This is a genomic window from Arthrobacter glacialis, from assembly GCF_002909415.1.
Taxonomy (GTDB): Bacteria; Actinomycetota; Actinomycetes; order Actinomycetales; family Micrococcaceae; genus Specibacter; species Specibacter glacialis.
This window is the reverse complement of the sequence record NZ_PPXB01000008.1, coordinates 35,140-48,849: the sequence shown is the minus strand read 5'-3', so window position 1 is coordinate 48,849 and position 13,710 is coordinate 35,140. Positions and strand designations below refer to the sequence as shown.

Genomic DNA, 13,710 nt, shown 5'->3' with positions numbered 1-13,710 from the left:
CATGACGTAGAAAGTGAGGAAGGTCACTGCTTTAGGGCGGCGTCAACGGTTGCCCGAATTTGCCGCCTGGTGCTGCCCACAACCGCCGCCAGACCGTTGCCGCTCATCCATGCGCCGGTCAAAGCCAGGCCCGGAACGGCTTGAACCAGGGCATGGACCTGCGCCATCTTCCCCTGATGCCCGACGGCGGCAAACGGCAAGGCGCCCCGCCAGCGGACAATGTCGGCACCCAGGAGGTCCGCCTCGCCCACCGGCACACCCAGCAGTGCTGACGCGTCGGCAAGGGCTGTGGCAACGAGATCGGAGTCGTTCGGGGTGCGTGCCGTGAGCCTGACGGCGTCGGCCGCCTTGACCCCGGCGCGGCCATAGGAGAGCCGCAGCACATGGGTGCCGGGGCCGGTCTCGGCGGCCAGCCAGTCCCATTTGGCCGTGGCGTGGGTGAGCGCCTTGGCCGCGATGCCATCAACTCCGGGCGCCACCAAGACACCCGTGCCGCGCGGCGCCGAATCAAGCTCGGGTACGTCCACCACAAGTGTCACTAGGCGAATATCCGGCCCCGGGGCGGGGGCGAACGGCAGCAGCTCGGGTAGCTCCTGGCCCAAAAGTTTCACAGCCGTGGGGCCGTCGGTGGCCACCACCAAAACGTTGGCGGCAGCAAATCCGCGCTCCGCACCCCGCTCCCACTCCACAATCCAGCGCTTGGGGGCGCCGCCGTCGTACTTCCTGGCCGGCACAGCAGTTGACTCGGCGGAGGGGGCATTCAAGGGCTCCGTGTCGCCGCGATAAATGGCCTTGACCTGGTGCTCTGAATGCATGGCAACACCGCCGGTACGCAGCGATCCCACCAGGGCCGCCACCAGCGTGTGCATGCCCCCGGAGAGCCCGGCCACGGCGGATCCGGGCTTGGTGCCGGCCGCCCGCTGCGCCGCCACCGCGGCAGCGAGGGAACCGTGTTCACGAATGCCTGCCCGCAGGCCCGGCGCCACCATGTCCACGTCCAGGAGTTCGGCGTCGGCCGAATGCACGCCGGCAACCACGGGCGCCACCAACCGCTCCAGCACCCGCTTGCCCATGCGCGCCCTGACAAGATCGGCCACACTGGAGACAGGCTCGCTGGTGCCCACCGCAACAGGCATCTTGGCATCCAGGGCTGCCCGCAACACGCCGGAAGCGCCCAGGGCGGCACGCACCTCGGGAGCTGAAAGGTCCGACGGGATACCCAAAATGCCTGTCTTGGGCAGGGGCACGGGCCCCTCGGGCAGCCACACCCAGGCTCCTGCTGGATTGGGGGTCACAATCTTCTCTGCAAGCCCCAGTTCGGCAGCCAAATCGGCCACGGCACTGTTGCGGGTGGCGAACGACTCTGCGCCACTGTCCAGCACCACACCGGCCACCTCATGGCTTCCCACACAGCCGCCCCAGGAGGCTGCCGCGTCGAAGATACTCACCTGGAATCCGGCTTTTTGGAGATCCATGGCAGCCAGCAACCCCGAGATGCCACCGCCCACCACCACTGCACTATTGGGGGCAGGGTGTTGCTGCGGCCTGTGGGCTTTAGCGGCGAGTTTTCGGTTTTCCATGGTGTCCCCTCAATGGCTGGTGCTAAATCTGGCGCTAAATGGAGTGAATGAGCTCAACGAGCCGGGTCAGAATGGCCGGATCAGTCTCCGGCGGCACCCCATGACCCAAGTTCACCACATGTCCGGGCGCGGAGGCGCCCGCCGCGACCACCTCGCGCACATGTGCCTCCAATACCTCCCAGGGAGCGTTCAGCAGAGCCGGGTCAATGTTGCCCTGCAGCGGCACTTTGCCACCGAGCCGGCGGTTGGCCTCATCCAGCGGCAGCCTGTAGTCAACACCAATCACGTCCACGCCCACCTCAAGCATGGCGCCGAGGAGTTCACTGGTGCCGGTGCCAAAGTGGATCAGCGGCACACCAAGGTCGCGCACATGGTCCAAGGCACGGGACGACGCCGGGGCCACGTGTTCGGTGTAGTCGGCAAGTCCCAGCGACCCTGCCCAGGAGTCGAAGAGCTGTCCGGCGCTGGCACCGGCTTCGATTTGGGCGCGCAGGAACTTTCCGGAGGCGTCGGCTGCCCAGTTCATGAGTGCAGCCCACACCTCGGGCTGGGCGTGCATCATGGTGCGCGGGCCCAGGTGGTCGCGGGAGGGACGGCCTTCCACCATGTAGGCGGCCACCGTGAACGGCGCCCCGGCGAAGCCGATGAGCGGGGTGCTGCCCAGTTCGGCAACCGTCAAGGCGACGGCTTCGCGGATGGGGGCCAGCGCCTCTTCGGTGAGCTCGGGCAGGTTGGCCACATCTTCGGCGGTGCGAATGGGCTTCTCCAGGACGGGGCCCACACCGGGCACAATGTCCACGCCCACACCGGCGAGCTTCAACGGGATCACAATGTCGGAGAAGAAGATGGCGGCGTCAACGTCGTGGCGGCGCACGGGCTGGAGGGTGATTTCAGCTGCCATGGCCGGCTTGAGGCAGGAATCCAGCATGGTGGTGCCCACGCGCAGCTCGCGGTATTCAGGCAGCGAACGCCCAGCCTGGCGCATGAACCAGACAGGCCGGCGGCTGGGCTTTCCACCACGGTAGGCGGTGATCAGCGGGGAATTGGCGGTGCGGCCATCCATCAACGGGTGGTTCGGGCTCAGTGTCATGGCACCACCCTACAGAGCCAATCTGGGCATATTTTGTGCACAAACTGTCACCGTAGTAGAGCACACCACCAGCAGCTCACGTAAGCAGTCTCACAGTTTTTTGCTGACGGTTCAGGGCATCCTGTGTATAAACACCCAGTTTAAAGGTCTACGATATTGCCATTGTGGTTCTTTTTTCTCTCGTTGCCTCGCACACCACCATTGACTTGGAAACCGTTGCCCGCCTTAGCGCCGGGGCCGCGGCCGTCAGTGCTGAGCTGACCCAAGAGGAAAACGCCGTTGCCGGCATGGTCACACTGGCAACGTGCAATCGTTATGAGCTCTACGTTCACGCCCAAAGTGCCCAAGATCTGGAGTCTGCCCGCAGTTCGGTCATTGCTACCGTCAGCAAGCATTCCGGGCTGGCGGAAACGCAGGTCTCTCAGGCGCTCACCACCCAGGAAGGCGACGCCGTCCCCCGGCATCTTTTTGCCGTAAGTACTGGTTTGGAATCGGCAGTGGTGGGCGAACGCGAAATTGCCGGCCAGGTGCGCCGCGCGCTCAGCGAGGCCCAATCCCAGGGCGTAACAACACCTTCCTTGGTACGGCTCTTTCAGGCTGCAGCAAAAACCGCCAAAGATGTTGGCGCCCAAACTGCCTTGGGCCGCCGTGGAATGTCGATAGTTTCAGTGGCCTTGGACCTGGCCGCGGAGCTGGCCGATCAACCCACCGAAACGCGGTCACTGACCGGCAAATCCGCTGTCTTGTTCGGCACGGGCGCCTACGCCGGCGCTGCCATGGCCCAGTTGATCCAGCGTGGTTGCACAGACATTTCGGTATATTCATCCTCGGGCCGGGCTGAGACGTTTGTGGCCTCACGCGGCGGCACGGCGCTGGACGATGATTCCCTGCCGCAGGCGTTGGCCTCAGCATCGTTGCTGGTGGGCTGCAGCGGTTCGGACCAGCAGCTCACTCGGGATGATTTGGCCCGGTTGCGCACCACTGATTCGCAGCAACTCACGGTCATCGATTTGGCCTTAACCCACGATTTCGCCCCTGACATTGCCACCCTTGACGGGGTGGACTTGTTGACCTTGGAAACCGTCCGGCAGGCAGCCCCCGCCGAACAGGAATCCACCCTGGCACAGGCAGCCACCATGGTCTCCACAGCCACGCAAAGCTTTGCCCAGGCCCAAAACTCCCGCTCCCTGGACCACGCCATTGTGGCCCTTCGCCGGCACACCATGAGTGTGCTGGACGACGAGATCGCCAAGGTCCGCAAACAGCACGGCTGCACGGCCGCCACCGACGAGGTGGCCTTTGCCATGCGCCGCATGGTCAAGCAGCTGCTTCATGTGCCCACGGTGCGCGCCAAGGAACTGGCTGCAGCCGGGGACGCCGAAAGTTACCTGGCCGCCCTGGAAGTCCTGTACGGCCTCAAGATTGAACCAGCAGCATTGGGCGCAACCCTAGCCGACCGCCTCGACGGGGACCCGGACCCCAAAGCAGCCCCCGACGCCGTCTCCGCCTAGCGCCAGCACTCGACGCCGTGCCAAACGGGCGAGGGCGCAAGAAATTTCATGCCTCCTCACCCGTTTGGCACGCCGTCGTCCTGTTGGACTCTGAGCCGCAGTAGCTGGAGCGGTTTCGCCGCAGCCGTGACAAGCGAATACTCTGCTTGGTCCCTGGCAATTCACTTTTGTTGCCAACGATGGTAAGACGCAGCACCGTGACCAACGGCCGCCCAGACTTATGCGTAGTCCCAGACACGAGCGTGGCGCATAAACCCAATTCGGAGCACGCCGTCTTTGGCTATGCGCTGGGCTGGCAGCCAGCTAGGCGCAGCTGTGTCACGGGCGCAGCGCCAGATGCCAGCAACGCGCATAACCAAAGTTATCTTGGGCTGCGGCATGGGCATCCTCCCTGAGGGAACCGCTAACGGGCGGTCGATACCGTAGGCGGCGCTTCTGGCAAGCTCACCCTCCCAGCGCCTTCACACAAGCGTTGAGTCCATGGGTGAGCGAGATGAGCTCGGATGGGCTAAGTCCCGACAGCATCCGCTCTTCGACTCCGTCCACGTCAGCCTGTGCGGCGGCGAGGAGATCAGCACCCGCTGCCGTGAGTGCCGTGGGTAAGGCACGACCGCTCTCGGGGCGGGCAGGGCGATCCACCAGTCCACGTTCGAGCAATTGCTGCAGCATCGAGTTCATAGACTGGCGCGTCATGAACGTGGCGCGGGCCAGCGCCGCAGCGGAGATACCAGGATCACGAAGTAGGCGGTGAAGACACGAGTACTGGGAAACAGTGAGGGCGTAAGGGTGCAGCGCCTCCTCCATTCGAAGGCGCAGCAACGATTGCGCCTGCTTCACCACGTACCCGACCTGTTGTTGCTGGTTGCTCATGTAAGAATTCTGACATAGTCTCTCAATGTAAGAAAACTGACATACAAGGAGAATTACTATGGCCGTCACCGGTCCCGACTTCATTGCCCTGCAGGTACGCGACCTCGAGAAGGCCGCGGCGTTTTACGAGAACACCGTTGGTCTGACTAGGGCACCTTTCTCGCCTCCACACGCCGTCGTCTTCGACACCCAGCCGACCTTTGCGGTTCGTGACCCCGAACCCGGATTGGATCTCGAATCCGGCCCATTGGGCCTTGGCGTTGCGCTCTGGCTGCATGATCCTGAGGCCGTCACCCTGCACCGAACTGTCGCGGATGCTGGTGTGAGAATCCTTCGGGAACCCTTCGAGGGTCCGTTTGGCATGACATTCGTTTTCCAGGATCCCGACGGGTACACAGTCACTATCCACGATCGCGCCACACGCAGCTAACCTCGGGTCAAGCAGAGCGGAGCGGCAGCAACGGCACGGCTTACCTTTGACGCACAAGCTTGCGTGCCGCAGGTCGCCCATCCCGGCTATGGGAGCGCGTTCACGCCTGTCAGCTCTGCTGAGAGTTCCCACAGCCTGGCTGCGCTGTCCGGGTCGACGGCGTGCGCGTCCACCCCAACAAAACGGGCCAGCGGCGATTCCGGATCCGTGGGCCGGGCAATGTCGCAGTCCTCGCAATACACTCCGCCCTTGCCGTCCAGCAGCGGGGAGGTGGCCGCCCAAATGGACGTTGCGGCACCTTGCTCCGGCGTCTTGAAACCCTCCCGGACAACGCCTTCATCATTCATCCAGCCGGCGGCCACCATCTCCTCGCGGGTGAGGTGGCGTTGCAGTTCAGTCATGATCCCGCCCGGGTGCACCGCAAATGCCCGCACGCCGTGGTCAGCGCCGCGCTTGTCCAGTTCAACGGCAAAGAGGCTATTGGCTGTCTTTGCTTGGCCATACGCCTGCCATTTGTCGTAGTCTGTGGTGAATTGGGGATCGTCAAAGTGGATGCCGGAAATTTTGTGACCCGTGGAGGTCAGCGACACCACCCGTGCACCGCCATCGGCCAACAGCGGCCACAGCTCGTTGCTCAGGGTGAAATGGCCCAGATGATTGGTGGCAAACTGCGCCTCCCAACCCGGCCCAACACGTGTTTCGGGGCAGGCCATGATGGCTGCGTTGTTAATCAAGATGTCCAGCCCGGCCCCGGATTTCAAATACTCCTTGGCGAAATTCTTGACGCTTTTCTGGTCCCCCAGATCCATGGCGTAGACCTTGACGCCACCAAGATCGGCCGCTGCCAGGACCTCACGTGCATGACCTGCCCGGCGTGCCGGCACAGTTACCTGCACACCGGCACCTGCCAGGGCACGGACAGTCTCCAACCCCAGACCTGAGTAGCCACCAGTGACCACTGCCGTGCAGCCGGATAGATCCATGCCCTCCAGCACCGCTGCGGCTGTGCTGTCATGGCCAAAGCCGGAACGGATGGGATCTTGTGGTGTGTGCAATTTTTCCACACGGCTCATGGCGTGCCTCTTCCTTGAGTGCTGGCCCTGATCCAACGAACGGACCTTTTCTGATCTAACTCCTTGAGCGCAATTTACTCCTGTGCGCCGCGTTTGTCGCTAGCCAGCCACGCATCCATGCCGCCTTCCAAGTGCACCACGTCCTCATATCCTGCCTCGCGCAGGCTTGCCAATGCCTGGGCCGAGCGGCTGCCGGCCTTGCAATGCAGCACCAGCGGCACTCCTCGCGGCACCGCATCCAGCGCGGAACCATCCTTAATTCCGGCCAAGGGAATCAACACGGAGCCGGGAATTCGCCCGATCTCAAATTCCACAGGTTGGCGCACATCAATCAAGACAAAGTCCGTACTTCCCGCAGCACGCTGAGCCAGTCGGTTGGCGAGCTGGGCTGCTGAGATGAGATCGCCGTCGTTCTTCTCCGGCGCGAGGATGCCGCAAAAGTAGTCGTAGTCGATGAGTTCGGTGATGGGCGCAGCCTCGGGGTCCTTGGCGATCCGGATTTCCCGCCAGCGGGCGGTGAGTGCGTCAAAGATCAAGAGCCGGCCCAGCAGCGTTTGGCCAATGCCTGTGATGAGTTTGACGGCCTCAGTGACCATCATGGCGCCAATGGAAGCACACAACATCCCGAATACTCCGCCTTCCGCGCAGGAGGGCACCGTTCCGGGGGCGGGAGGTTCGGGGTACAGATCGCGGTAATTGGGCCCAAACTTGTCCCAAAAGACGCTGACCTGGCCATCAAAGCGCAGGATTGATCCCCATACATACGGTTTGCCCAGCAGCGCCGCAGCGTCGTTGACAAGGTAGCGCGTGGCGAAGTTGTCGGCGCCGTCCAGAATTACGTCATAGTCGGCAAAAATTTCCAGTGCATTTGAAGCATCTAGGCGGACCGGGTGCAGCACCACCTTCACACCGGGATTGATGGATTCGATGGAGTCCTTGGCCGATTCCAGCTTGGTGCGGCCAATGTCCCCCACGCCGTGAATGACCTGGCGTTGGAGGTTGCTCAACTCCACAGTGTCGTCGTCCACGATGCCCAGCGTGCCCACACCCGCGGCGGCCAAATACAGCAGGGCCGGGGAGCCTAGGCCGCCTGCACCAATGACCAGAACACGGGAGTTTCGCAGCCGCCGCTGTCCCTCCAAGCCGATCTCGGGAATGAGGGCGTGGCGCGAATACCGTTCCAATTCCTGCGCAGCAAGGGGCGGGCCAGGCTCCACCAAGGGGGCCAGGGCAACAGTGGGGGCGGAGGCATTGCGTTGGATCAAGGAAACCATACCCTTTAATCTAGTCCTGCTTGCAGCAGGCTACGCATTACCCGCGGGTACAATGAGTTCGACCGGACCCCTGCGGACAACCATGGGGTGACGGAGAGAAAGGCTGCCATCATGACTTTAGAATCCTCCGCCAAGGACGCACCCGCCCCGCGCACCACACCGGCGCGGCTGCCCCGGGATGAACGCCGGGCACAGCTGCTGGCCTCCGCCTTGGAAGTGTTTGTCAACCACGGCTATCACGGGGCGGCCATGGATGAAATCGCGGAGACGGCCAAAGTCAGCAAGCCGGTGCTTTATCAACACTTCCCCAGCAAGCGGGACCTGTACTTGGCGTTGCTGGACAGCCATTTGGAATCCTTGACCAAGATGCTGGTCGCCGCCTTGAGTTCCACCACCGACAACAAACTGCGCGTCCAGGCCACCATGAAGGCCTACTTCCTCTTCATGGCCAATGACGACCAGGCGCACCGGCTTGTCTTTGAATCGGACCTTGTCAACGACCCCGAAGTGGCAGCCCGGCTGGAGAAATTCAACGCGAACTACTCCGACGCCATTGGACAGGTCATTGCCGAGGACACCAAGCTGCCCCCCGTGGAAGCGACGCTTTTGGGCCGCGCCCTGGCCGGCATGGCCCAGGTAAGCGCCCGGTACTGGCTTGAAGCCAACGGCGACTTGGACATCGATGTGGCCAGCGATCTGGTCTACCGTTTAGCTTGGCGCGGAATTAGCCGCTTCCCCAAGGAATCCTAGGCACCTGCCCCTAGAGTGGTGGGTACATCTATTAGGCCTTTAGTTTGCACCAGGAGACATCTGTGGAAATCAAGATCGGCATCCAACACATCAGCCGTGAAATCGTCCTTGAATCCGAGCAAAGCGCGGACGACGTCGCTGCTCTGGTTTCCGAGGCAATGACCAAAGGCACCGATCTGCGTCTTAAAGACGAAAAGGGCCGGCTTGTCATTGTTCCCGGCAACAGCCTGGGGTACGTTGAATTGGGTGGCGAGAAGGCTCGCAGCGTAGGCTTCGGCGCGCTCTAAGCACCCCACAAGACGCAAAATCCAGATAGATAGAGACGGAATTTTCATGGTTGCTTTGATCATTATTGCCCTAACTACTGGCGCTCTGGGCGCCATAGCGTGGGCCGTGGATCAGTACCGCTCCACTTTTGGCGCAGCACTTCCAGCAGGTGCCGCCATTGCCTCGTCCCTTCTTGTCTGGATCATCACCATGGCCCTTGGTTTGGGCAATGACAGCGCCACCGCCTGGATCCCATGGGTCCTTTCCATTGCCGTTGGCGGTGCCGCTGCCTGGGCCACTGCCGGTTTGGTGGGACGCGCCCGCCATTCCGCGCAGGTGGCAAGGACCACGGCAATTTTGCAGATGCACTAACTCTCACCTCGAGAGATTTCCATTGGGGGAAATTTGATGCGTCGTTCGGTTGTGGTTCTCAGCGCAGTACTGATTGCGTTCACGACCACCTCGTATACCGTCGCGATGGATGAGCCGGGACCAAGCACATCGGCTTCCAGCACCGCATCCTTGAAAAGTGCAGCGCTACCGGGCAGTCTGGCTCCTTCGGGCGGCGCACTTCCTGCGGCGTTGGACATGAAACCCAGCCCGTCGCCTCCGATTCCCGGCGCCATGGGTCAAGTCACGTTGGATGCCAGTGGCGTCCCGGAGAACTACACAGTGGTTCAGGACGATACGACTGAGGGCATTCAATTGCGCTTTGGCATCAGTGCACAGCACTTGGCCAAGGCCAACAAGGTTTCTGGAGTGCACACGGTGGGTGTGAACTATTTCCTGCACCTGGACGACGTCGTTGCCCTCCAGGTCAAGCCTGTCGATATCAACTCGGGGACCGGTCCCACCGTCAAAAACCATGAAGGTGCGCCGATCTTCTACACCACGGTCGACGGCGACACTTTTGACAGTTTGGGCTACCAGTTCCGGATAAGCACTGAAGCCTTGTTGCGCTACAACCGCTTCCTGCCCCAAGGCTCAACCATCCCCGCAGGCACCAAGATCGCGTTGATGCCCAATGAGCTCACGATCCGTGGCGCGCAAGGACCCTTCACCGCGGACAGCAACGACGTCCCCCTGAGCTACACCACAGCGGCAGGGGATATTGACAGCCAAGTTGCCGCCCGCTTCAATCTTGAAATAGTGCAGCTGCTCCACGCCAACCGCCCCCTCGACAACAGCACCCCGGCATGGTTTGCCTACACAGACCATCCAAGCGGTGAACTGCAGGCCAATCAGACCATCAGTTTGAGCGGCGAGCACCCCATTCAGAAGTAAAAGCCGCGAGCCTCTCCCCTACCCGCCGCGGATCAGCTCCGGCTTGGCCACAGCCCCTGCCGCCGTGGCAGCCAGGGAAATACGCCGCGCCAAGGCGACGTCGCGCGCGGTCACCTGCCCCCCGGCGTCGTGCGAGCAGGTGGAAATGAACAAGGTGTCGTAGCGCCAGTCAACATCCGGGTGGTGATTGGCCTTCTGGGCCGCCTCCCCAATGGCGGCGAACAAGTCCAAGGCGATGGCCGACGTCGGACATTTCAGCACAGTGCGCAGCTCACCTGTGAAGCGCCAGTGGGGCAGTGTTGAGAGTTCGGTGTCGATCTGGGTCTTGGTCAGCACATCGTCCGGGGCAGCCATGGCACGATCCTTACAGTAGACGCCTACAGATCGGGACGGCCGTCCATCGCCGAGGACGCCAACGCGTGCTGGCGCTTGGGAATGCGGCCACCCTGTGCTGCCAGTCTGCCACCGATTACAGCGTGTTTGAAGGCCTGCGCCATAAGAACCGGATCTTGCGCGCGGGTCACGGCCGTTGCCAGCAACACGGCGTCACAACCGAGCTCCATCGCCAGGGCGGCGTCCGAGGCTGTGCCGATTCCGGCGTCGAGCACCACGGGAATGCCAGCACGGGAAACGATCAGTTCAATGTTGTGCGGGTTCAAGATTCCAAGGCCCGTACCAATGGGCGCACCCAGTGGCATGACAGCGGCCGCCCCCAGGTGCTGCAGGCGCAGGGCAAGGACGGGATCGTCGTTGGTGTAGGCGAAGACCTTGAAGCCGCGGTTGACCAGCTGCTCCGTAGCCTCCACCAGCTCCAGAGCATCGGGCAGCAAAGTGTGCTCGTCGGCGATGACCTCGAGTTTAATCCAATCCGTTTCCAACGCCTCACGCGCCAGTTCGGCCGTCATGACAGCCTCCCGTGCAGTAAAACAGCCGGCCGTGTTGGGCAGGACACGGATGTTGTTTTCCAGCAACAGGCCAAACAGGTTGGTGTTTGCGCCCGCAGTCCCGTCCACGGAATACCGGCGCATGGCAACCGTTGTCAGCTCCGTGCCCGAGGCAATGAGGGCCGCTCCCAGCCCGGACAAGCTCGGCGCGCCGCCGGTTCCCATGATGAGCCGGGAGTTCAGGGCCACGCCGTCAATGATCAGCGCGTCGTTGCGGGTAAGGGTTTCAGTCATGACACTTCACTTTCAAGATTGAGGGAGGATGCTGGGGCCGCCAAAAAATGCCCTAGCCGCCTTGAACGGCTGTGACGATCTCAAGCTCATCATGGAGCTCAAGGGGTGTGGCTGCCCATTGGCTGCGCGGCACAATGCCTGAGTTGCGGGCCACAGCGACGCCCAGCCGGCCGCCGTCGGCCGCCTGACCTGAGGCCAACAGGACCCGGCCCGTCATGGCTGTTACCAGCTCGGCAACAGTGGTGCCGGCAACGTACGGGTGGGCGCTGCCGTTGAGTTGGATGGTGCTCATGGTGTCTCCTGATGGCTGTTTGGGGGTGGCTCGTGGTGGGCTGGCTGCAGGGCGGGTGAGAACCTGTCCGGGCGGAAGCGTGTCCACGCCAGATCCGTGATCCCACCCAGCAGTTGCCGGGCAATGAGTGCCGCCATGGGCGTGAGCAGCACACCGTGGCGGAAAAACCCTGTGGCAATGATGAGCCCCTGGATGTCCTTCCCGTCGGCGCCGGCAACGCGGCCCAGCAAGGGTGCGTTGTCGGGGGTGCCTGGCCTGGCCCGTGCAGTGGTTTCCAGCAATTCCAGTTCTGCCACTGCCGGCACCAGCACCTGGGCGTCGCGCAGGAGCTGGTGCACTCCCCCGGCACTAACTCCGGGCGAGCCGTCTTCCCGGCTGCTGGCACCAATCACCACTGTGCCGTCCTCGCGCGGCACAATGTACACGGGCAGCCCGCGTACCAATCCTCGAATGGTGGCGGTGGTCAGCGGCCGCAAATGTTGTGGAACCTTCAGCCGAAGAATGTCCCCGTAGACTGCGCGCACAGGAAGCTTCAGTCCTTCCGGCAGCCCGTCCAGTTTTGGGGCGCCGAGGGCGTTGGCGACGATGACCTCCATTGCGCGCACCTCCCTGCCATCGGCCAGGGCAACACCTGTCACGGCGGAGTGGCTGTTGCCGGGGTCTTGGTGCATCAGGCCCACAGCGGATTGGGCCACAAAGGTGTCCTCCGCGGCTGGGCGGCCGTGCGCCGCAGCCGTCTGCAGGAGTTGGCGGCGCAGGGTTTCGGCCAGCGCCCGGGGATCAACGCTGTGGTCCGCATCCACCGTGTAGGCGCAGGATATGTGCGGACCCACCATGGGTTCCTGGGCGCGGGCCTCGCGGATGGTCAAGGCAGTGACGCTCAAGCCGTGCCGTTCCTGGACATCGCGCAGATCTGACAGCGACTTCCGGTCTGCCGGGTCGGCACCCAAAACAAGTGTTGGGGCTGCACTGAATCCGGTCTTGCTGCCGGCGGGCAGGGCTGCCAGGAACTCGGGCCACCGCGCTGAGGCGGCCAGCGTCAGCTCCAGCAGGTCTTCTTCTTGGTAGTGAAGTTCACTGACGGGCGCCAGCATTCCGGCGGCGGCAAAGGTGGCACCCGTGGCCGGCGCCGGGTCAATGATGGTGACGGCATGGCCTGCGCGTTGGGCTTCTGCGGCAATGCCGAGGCCCACAATTCCGCCGCCAATGATGGCTACATCGGTGGTGATAATTTGCGGCACGGTGTGCAGCACTAGAGGCTCCTTCCCTACGCCGGTATGAGCCGGATCAGGTTCCACGTCCTTGCGGACGCATTTCGGTCGGCGCAGTCGGCGCCCTCTCAGCCAGCATCCCTGGCTCCCGCGGTACTGCATTAGTCTATGAGATATGAGCAGCCCTTCCATCACTTATGACCCCACACCCGCACCATCCACCCCCACATTGGCCACCGCCCGGCTGTATTTGTGCACGGATGCGCGGAAGGAACAAGGCGATTTTGCCGATTTTTTGCGTGCCGCCTATGCCGGCGGGGTGGACATCATTCAGCTCCGCGACAAATCCATTGAGGCCGGCGAAGAGCTGGAATTGTTGAGCGTGTTGCGCTCTGTGGCCGAAGAATGCGGCAAATTATGGGCTGTCAATGACAGGGCAGACATTGCCATGCTCAGCGGTGCGCCGGTGTTCCATGTGGGCCAAAAGGATCTGCCCCTGCCGGCCGCGCGGTCCCTGCTGGGCGGCTCCGTGTCGATGGGGTTGTCCAGTCACGATCCTGCCCAAATTTCAGCTGCCGCCGCAAACGCCAACGCCGACTACTTCTGTGTGGGGCCGCTGTGGGCCACCCCCACCAAGCCCGGCCGGGCCGCCGTCGGCCTGTCCATGCTGGAACACGCAGCCTCGCTGGGCACGTCCAAGCCGTGGTTTGCCATTGGTGGGGTAGATCTTTCCAACGTTGACCAGGTGGTGGCGGCTGGAGCCTCACGGATTGTGGTGGTGCGGGCCATCACGCAGGCTGAAGATCCGACGGCGGCCGCGCAGGAGTTGCTGTCCCGGCTGCCCGCGCTGGGGTAGCTTTCGCGACGCTGAAGCTGGCGGCGTGCCAGACGGGTGACGGC

At 62.9% G+C, this 13,710-nt stretch carries 16 protein-coding genes; 7 read left to right on the top strand and 9 right to left on the bottom strand.

Annotation, left to right across the window (positions count from 1 at the left end):
• Positions 1-23 precede the first annotated feature (23 nt).
• Both CVS28_RS11195 and hemE read right to left on the bottom strand, forming a co-directional pair.
• Complete coding sequence (locus CVS28_RS11195) at positions 24-1,580, bottom strand: protoporphyrinogen/coproporphyrinogen oxidase (RefSeq protein WP_103481561.1); 1,557 nt, start codon at positions 1,578-1,580, stop codon at positions 24-26.
• A 34-nt stretch (positions 1,581-1,614) separates the two neighbouring features.
• A complete protein-coding gene (hemE, locus tag CVS28_RS11190; RefSeq protein ID WP_103466957.1) occupies positions 1,615-2,670 on the bottom strand; it encodes a uroporphyrinogen decarboxylase in 1,056 nt (351 codons plus the stop codon).
• Between the two features lie 164 nt (positions 2,671-2,834).
• Here hemE and CVS28_RS11185 point away from each other — a divergent pair, with 164 nt between their 5' ends.
• Positions 2,835-4,181, top strand: a complete 1,347-nt coding sequence (locus CVS28_RS11185; protein ID WP_103466956.1) for a glutamyl-tRNA reductase — start codon at positions 2,835-2,837, stop codon at positions 4,179-4,181.
• Positions 4,182-4,625: 444 nt separating this feature from the next.
• Here the strand turns inward: CVS28_RS11185 and CVS28_RS11180 are convergent, their stop codons facing one another.
• Positions 4,626-5,051: a MarR family winged helix-turn-helix transcriptional regulator gene (locus CVS28_RS11180; RefSeq protein WP_103481560.1), complete on the bottom strand. Its 426-nt coding sequence runs from the start codon at positions 5,049-5,051 to the stop codon at positions 4,626-4,628.
• A 58-nt stretch (positions 5,052-5,109) separates the two neighbouring features.
• Between CVS28_RS11180 and CVS28_RS11175 the strand changes: the two genes are divergently transcribed.
• Positions 5,110-5,481, top strand: a complete 372-nt coding sequence (locus CVS28_RS11175) for a VOC family protein (protein ID WP_103481559.1) — start codon at positions 5,110-5,112, stop codon at positions 5,479-5,481.
• Positions 5,482-5,567: 86 nt separating this feature from the next.
• On the opposite strand, the gene CVS28_RS11170 is transcribed toward CVS28_RS11175, so the two are convergent.
• Both CVS28_RS11170 and moeB read right to left on the bottom strand, forming a co-directional pair.
• Entirely contained in the window at positions 5,568-6,554 is a 987-nt protein-coding gene (locus CVS28_RS11170; protein WP_103466953.1) for an SDR family NAD(P)-dependent oxidoreductase, read from the bottom strand.
• A gap of 74 nt (positions 6,555-6,628) precedes the next feature.
• Positions 6,629-7,828, bottom strand: a complete 1,200-nt coding sequence (moeB, locus tag CVS28_RS11165; protein ID WP_103481558.1) for a molybdopterin-synthase adenylyltransferase MoeB — start codon at positions 7,826-7,828, stop codon at positions 6,629-6,631.
• A gap of 111 nt (positions 7,829-7,939) precedes the next feature.
• Between moeB and CVS28_RS11160 the strand changes: the two genes are divergently transcribed.
• The 4 genes from CVS28_RS11160 (at position 7,940) to CVS28_RS11140 (ending at position 10,129) form a co-directional block, all read left to right on the top strand.
• On the top strand, positions 7,940-8,578 hold the full coding sequence (locus CVS28_RS11160; protein WP_103466993.1) for a TetR/AcrR family transcriptional regulator: 639 nt from the start codon (positions 7,940-7,942) through the stop codon (positions 8,576-8,578).
• A gap of 62 nt (positions 8,579-8,640) precedes the next feature.
• Complete coding sequence (locus tag CVS28_RS11155; protein ID WP_103466951.1) at positions 8,641-8,865, top strand: DUF3107 domain-containing protein; 225 nt, start codon at positions 8,641-8,643, stop codon at positions 8,863-8,865.
• Between the two features lie 46 nt (positions 8,866-8,911).
• Positions 8,912-9,217, top strand: a complete 306-nt coding sequence (locus CVS28_RS11150) for a hypothetical protein (protein WP_103466950.1) — start codon at positions 8,912-8,914, stop codon at positions 9,215-9,217.
• 36 nt (positions 9,218-9,253) lie between these two features.
• Positions 9,254-10,129 carry a lytic transglycosylase gene (locus tag CVS28_RS11140; protein WP_133159111.1) on the top strand — a complete coding sequence of 292 codons (876 nt, stop codon included), beginning with the start codon at positions 9,254-9,256 and terminating at the stop codon, positions 10,127-10,129.
• 18 nt (positions 10,130-10,147) lie between these two features.
• On the opposite strand, the gene CVS28_RS11135 is transcribed toward CVS28_RS11140, so the two are convergent.
• Genes CVS28_RS11135 through thiO form a run of 4 tightly spaced genes read right to left on the bottom strand, consistent with a single transcriptional unit; the run spans position 10,148 to position 12,852 of the window.
• Positions 10,148-10,483, bottom strand: a complete 336-nt coding sequence (locus tag CVS28_RS11135; protein ID WP_103466947.1) for a 4a-hydroxytetrahydrobiopterin dehydratase — start codon at positions 10,481-10,483, stop codon at positions 10,148-10,150.
• A gap of 23 nt (positions 10,484-10,506) precedes the next feature.
• Positions 10,507-11,307, bottom strand: coding sequence for a thiazole synthase (locus CVS28_RS11130; RefSeq protein ID WP_103481555.1), 801 nt, complete (start codon positions 11,305-11,307; stop codon positions 10,507-10,509).
• A gap of 52 nt (positions 11,308-11,359) precedes the next feature.
• Positions 11,360-11,599 carry a sulfur carrier protein ThiS gene (gene thiS / locus CVS28_RS11125; RefSeq protein ID WP_103466945.1) on the bottom strand — a complete coding sequence of 80 codons (240 nt, stop codon included), beginning with the start codon at positions 11,597-11,599 and terminating at the stop codon, positions 11,360-11,362.
• On the bottom strand, positions 11,596-12,852 hold the full coding sequence (gene thiO / locus CVS28_RS11120) for a glycine oxidase ThiO (protein WP_103481554.1): 1,257 nt from the start codon (positions 12,850-12,852) through the stop codon (positions 11,596-11,598). Before thiO ends, thiS begins: the two co-directional genes overlap by 4 nt.
• Positions 12,853-12,985: 133 nt before the next feature.
• Between thiO and thiE the strand changes: the two genes are divergently transcribed.
• Positions 12,986-13,666, top strand: coding sequence for a thiamine phosphate synthase (thiE, locus tag CVS28_RS11115; RefSeq protein WP_103481553.1), 681 nt, complete (start codon positions 12,986-12,988; stop codon positions 13,664-13,666).
• The last annotated feature ends 44 nt before the right edge of the window (positions 13,667-13,710 follow it).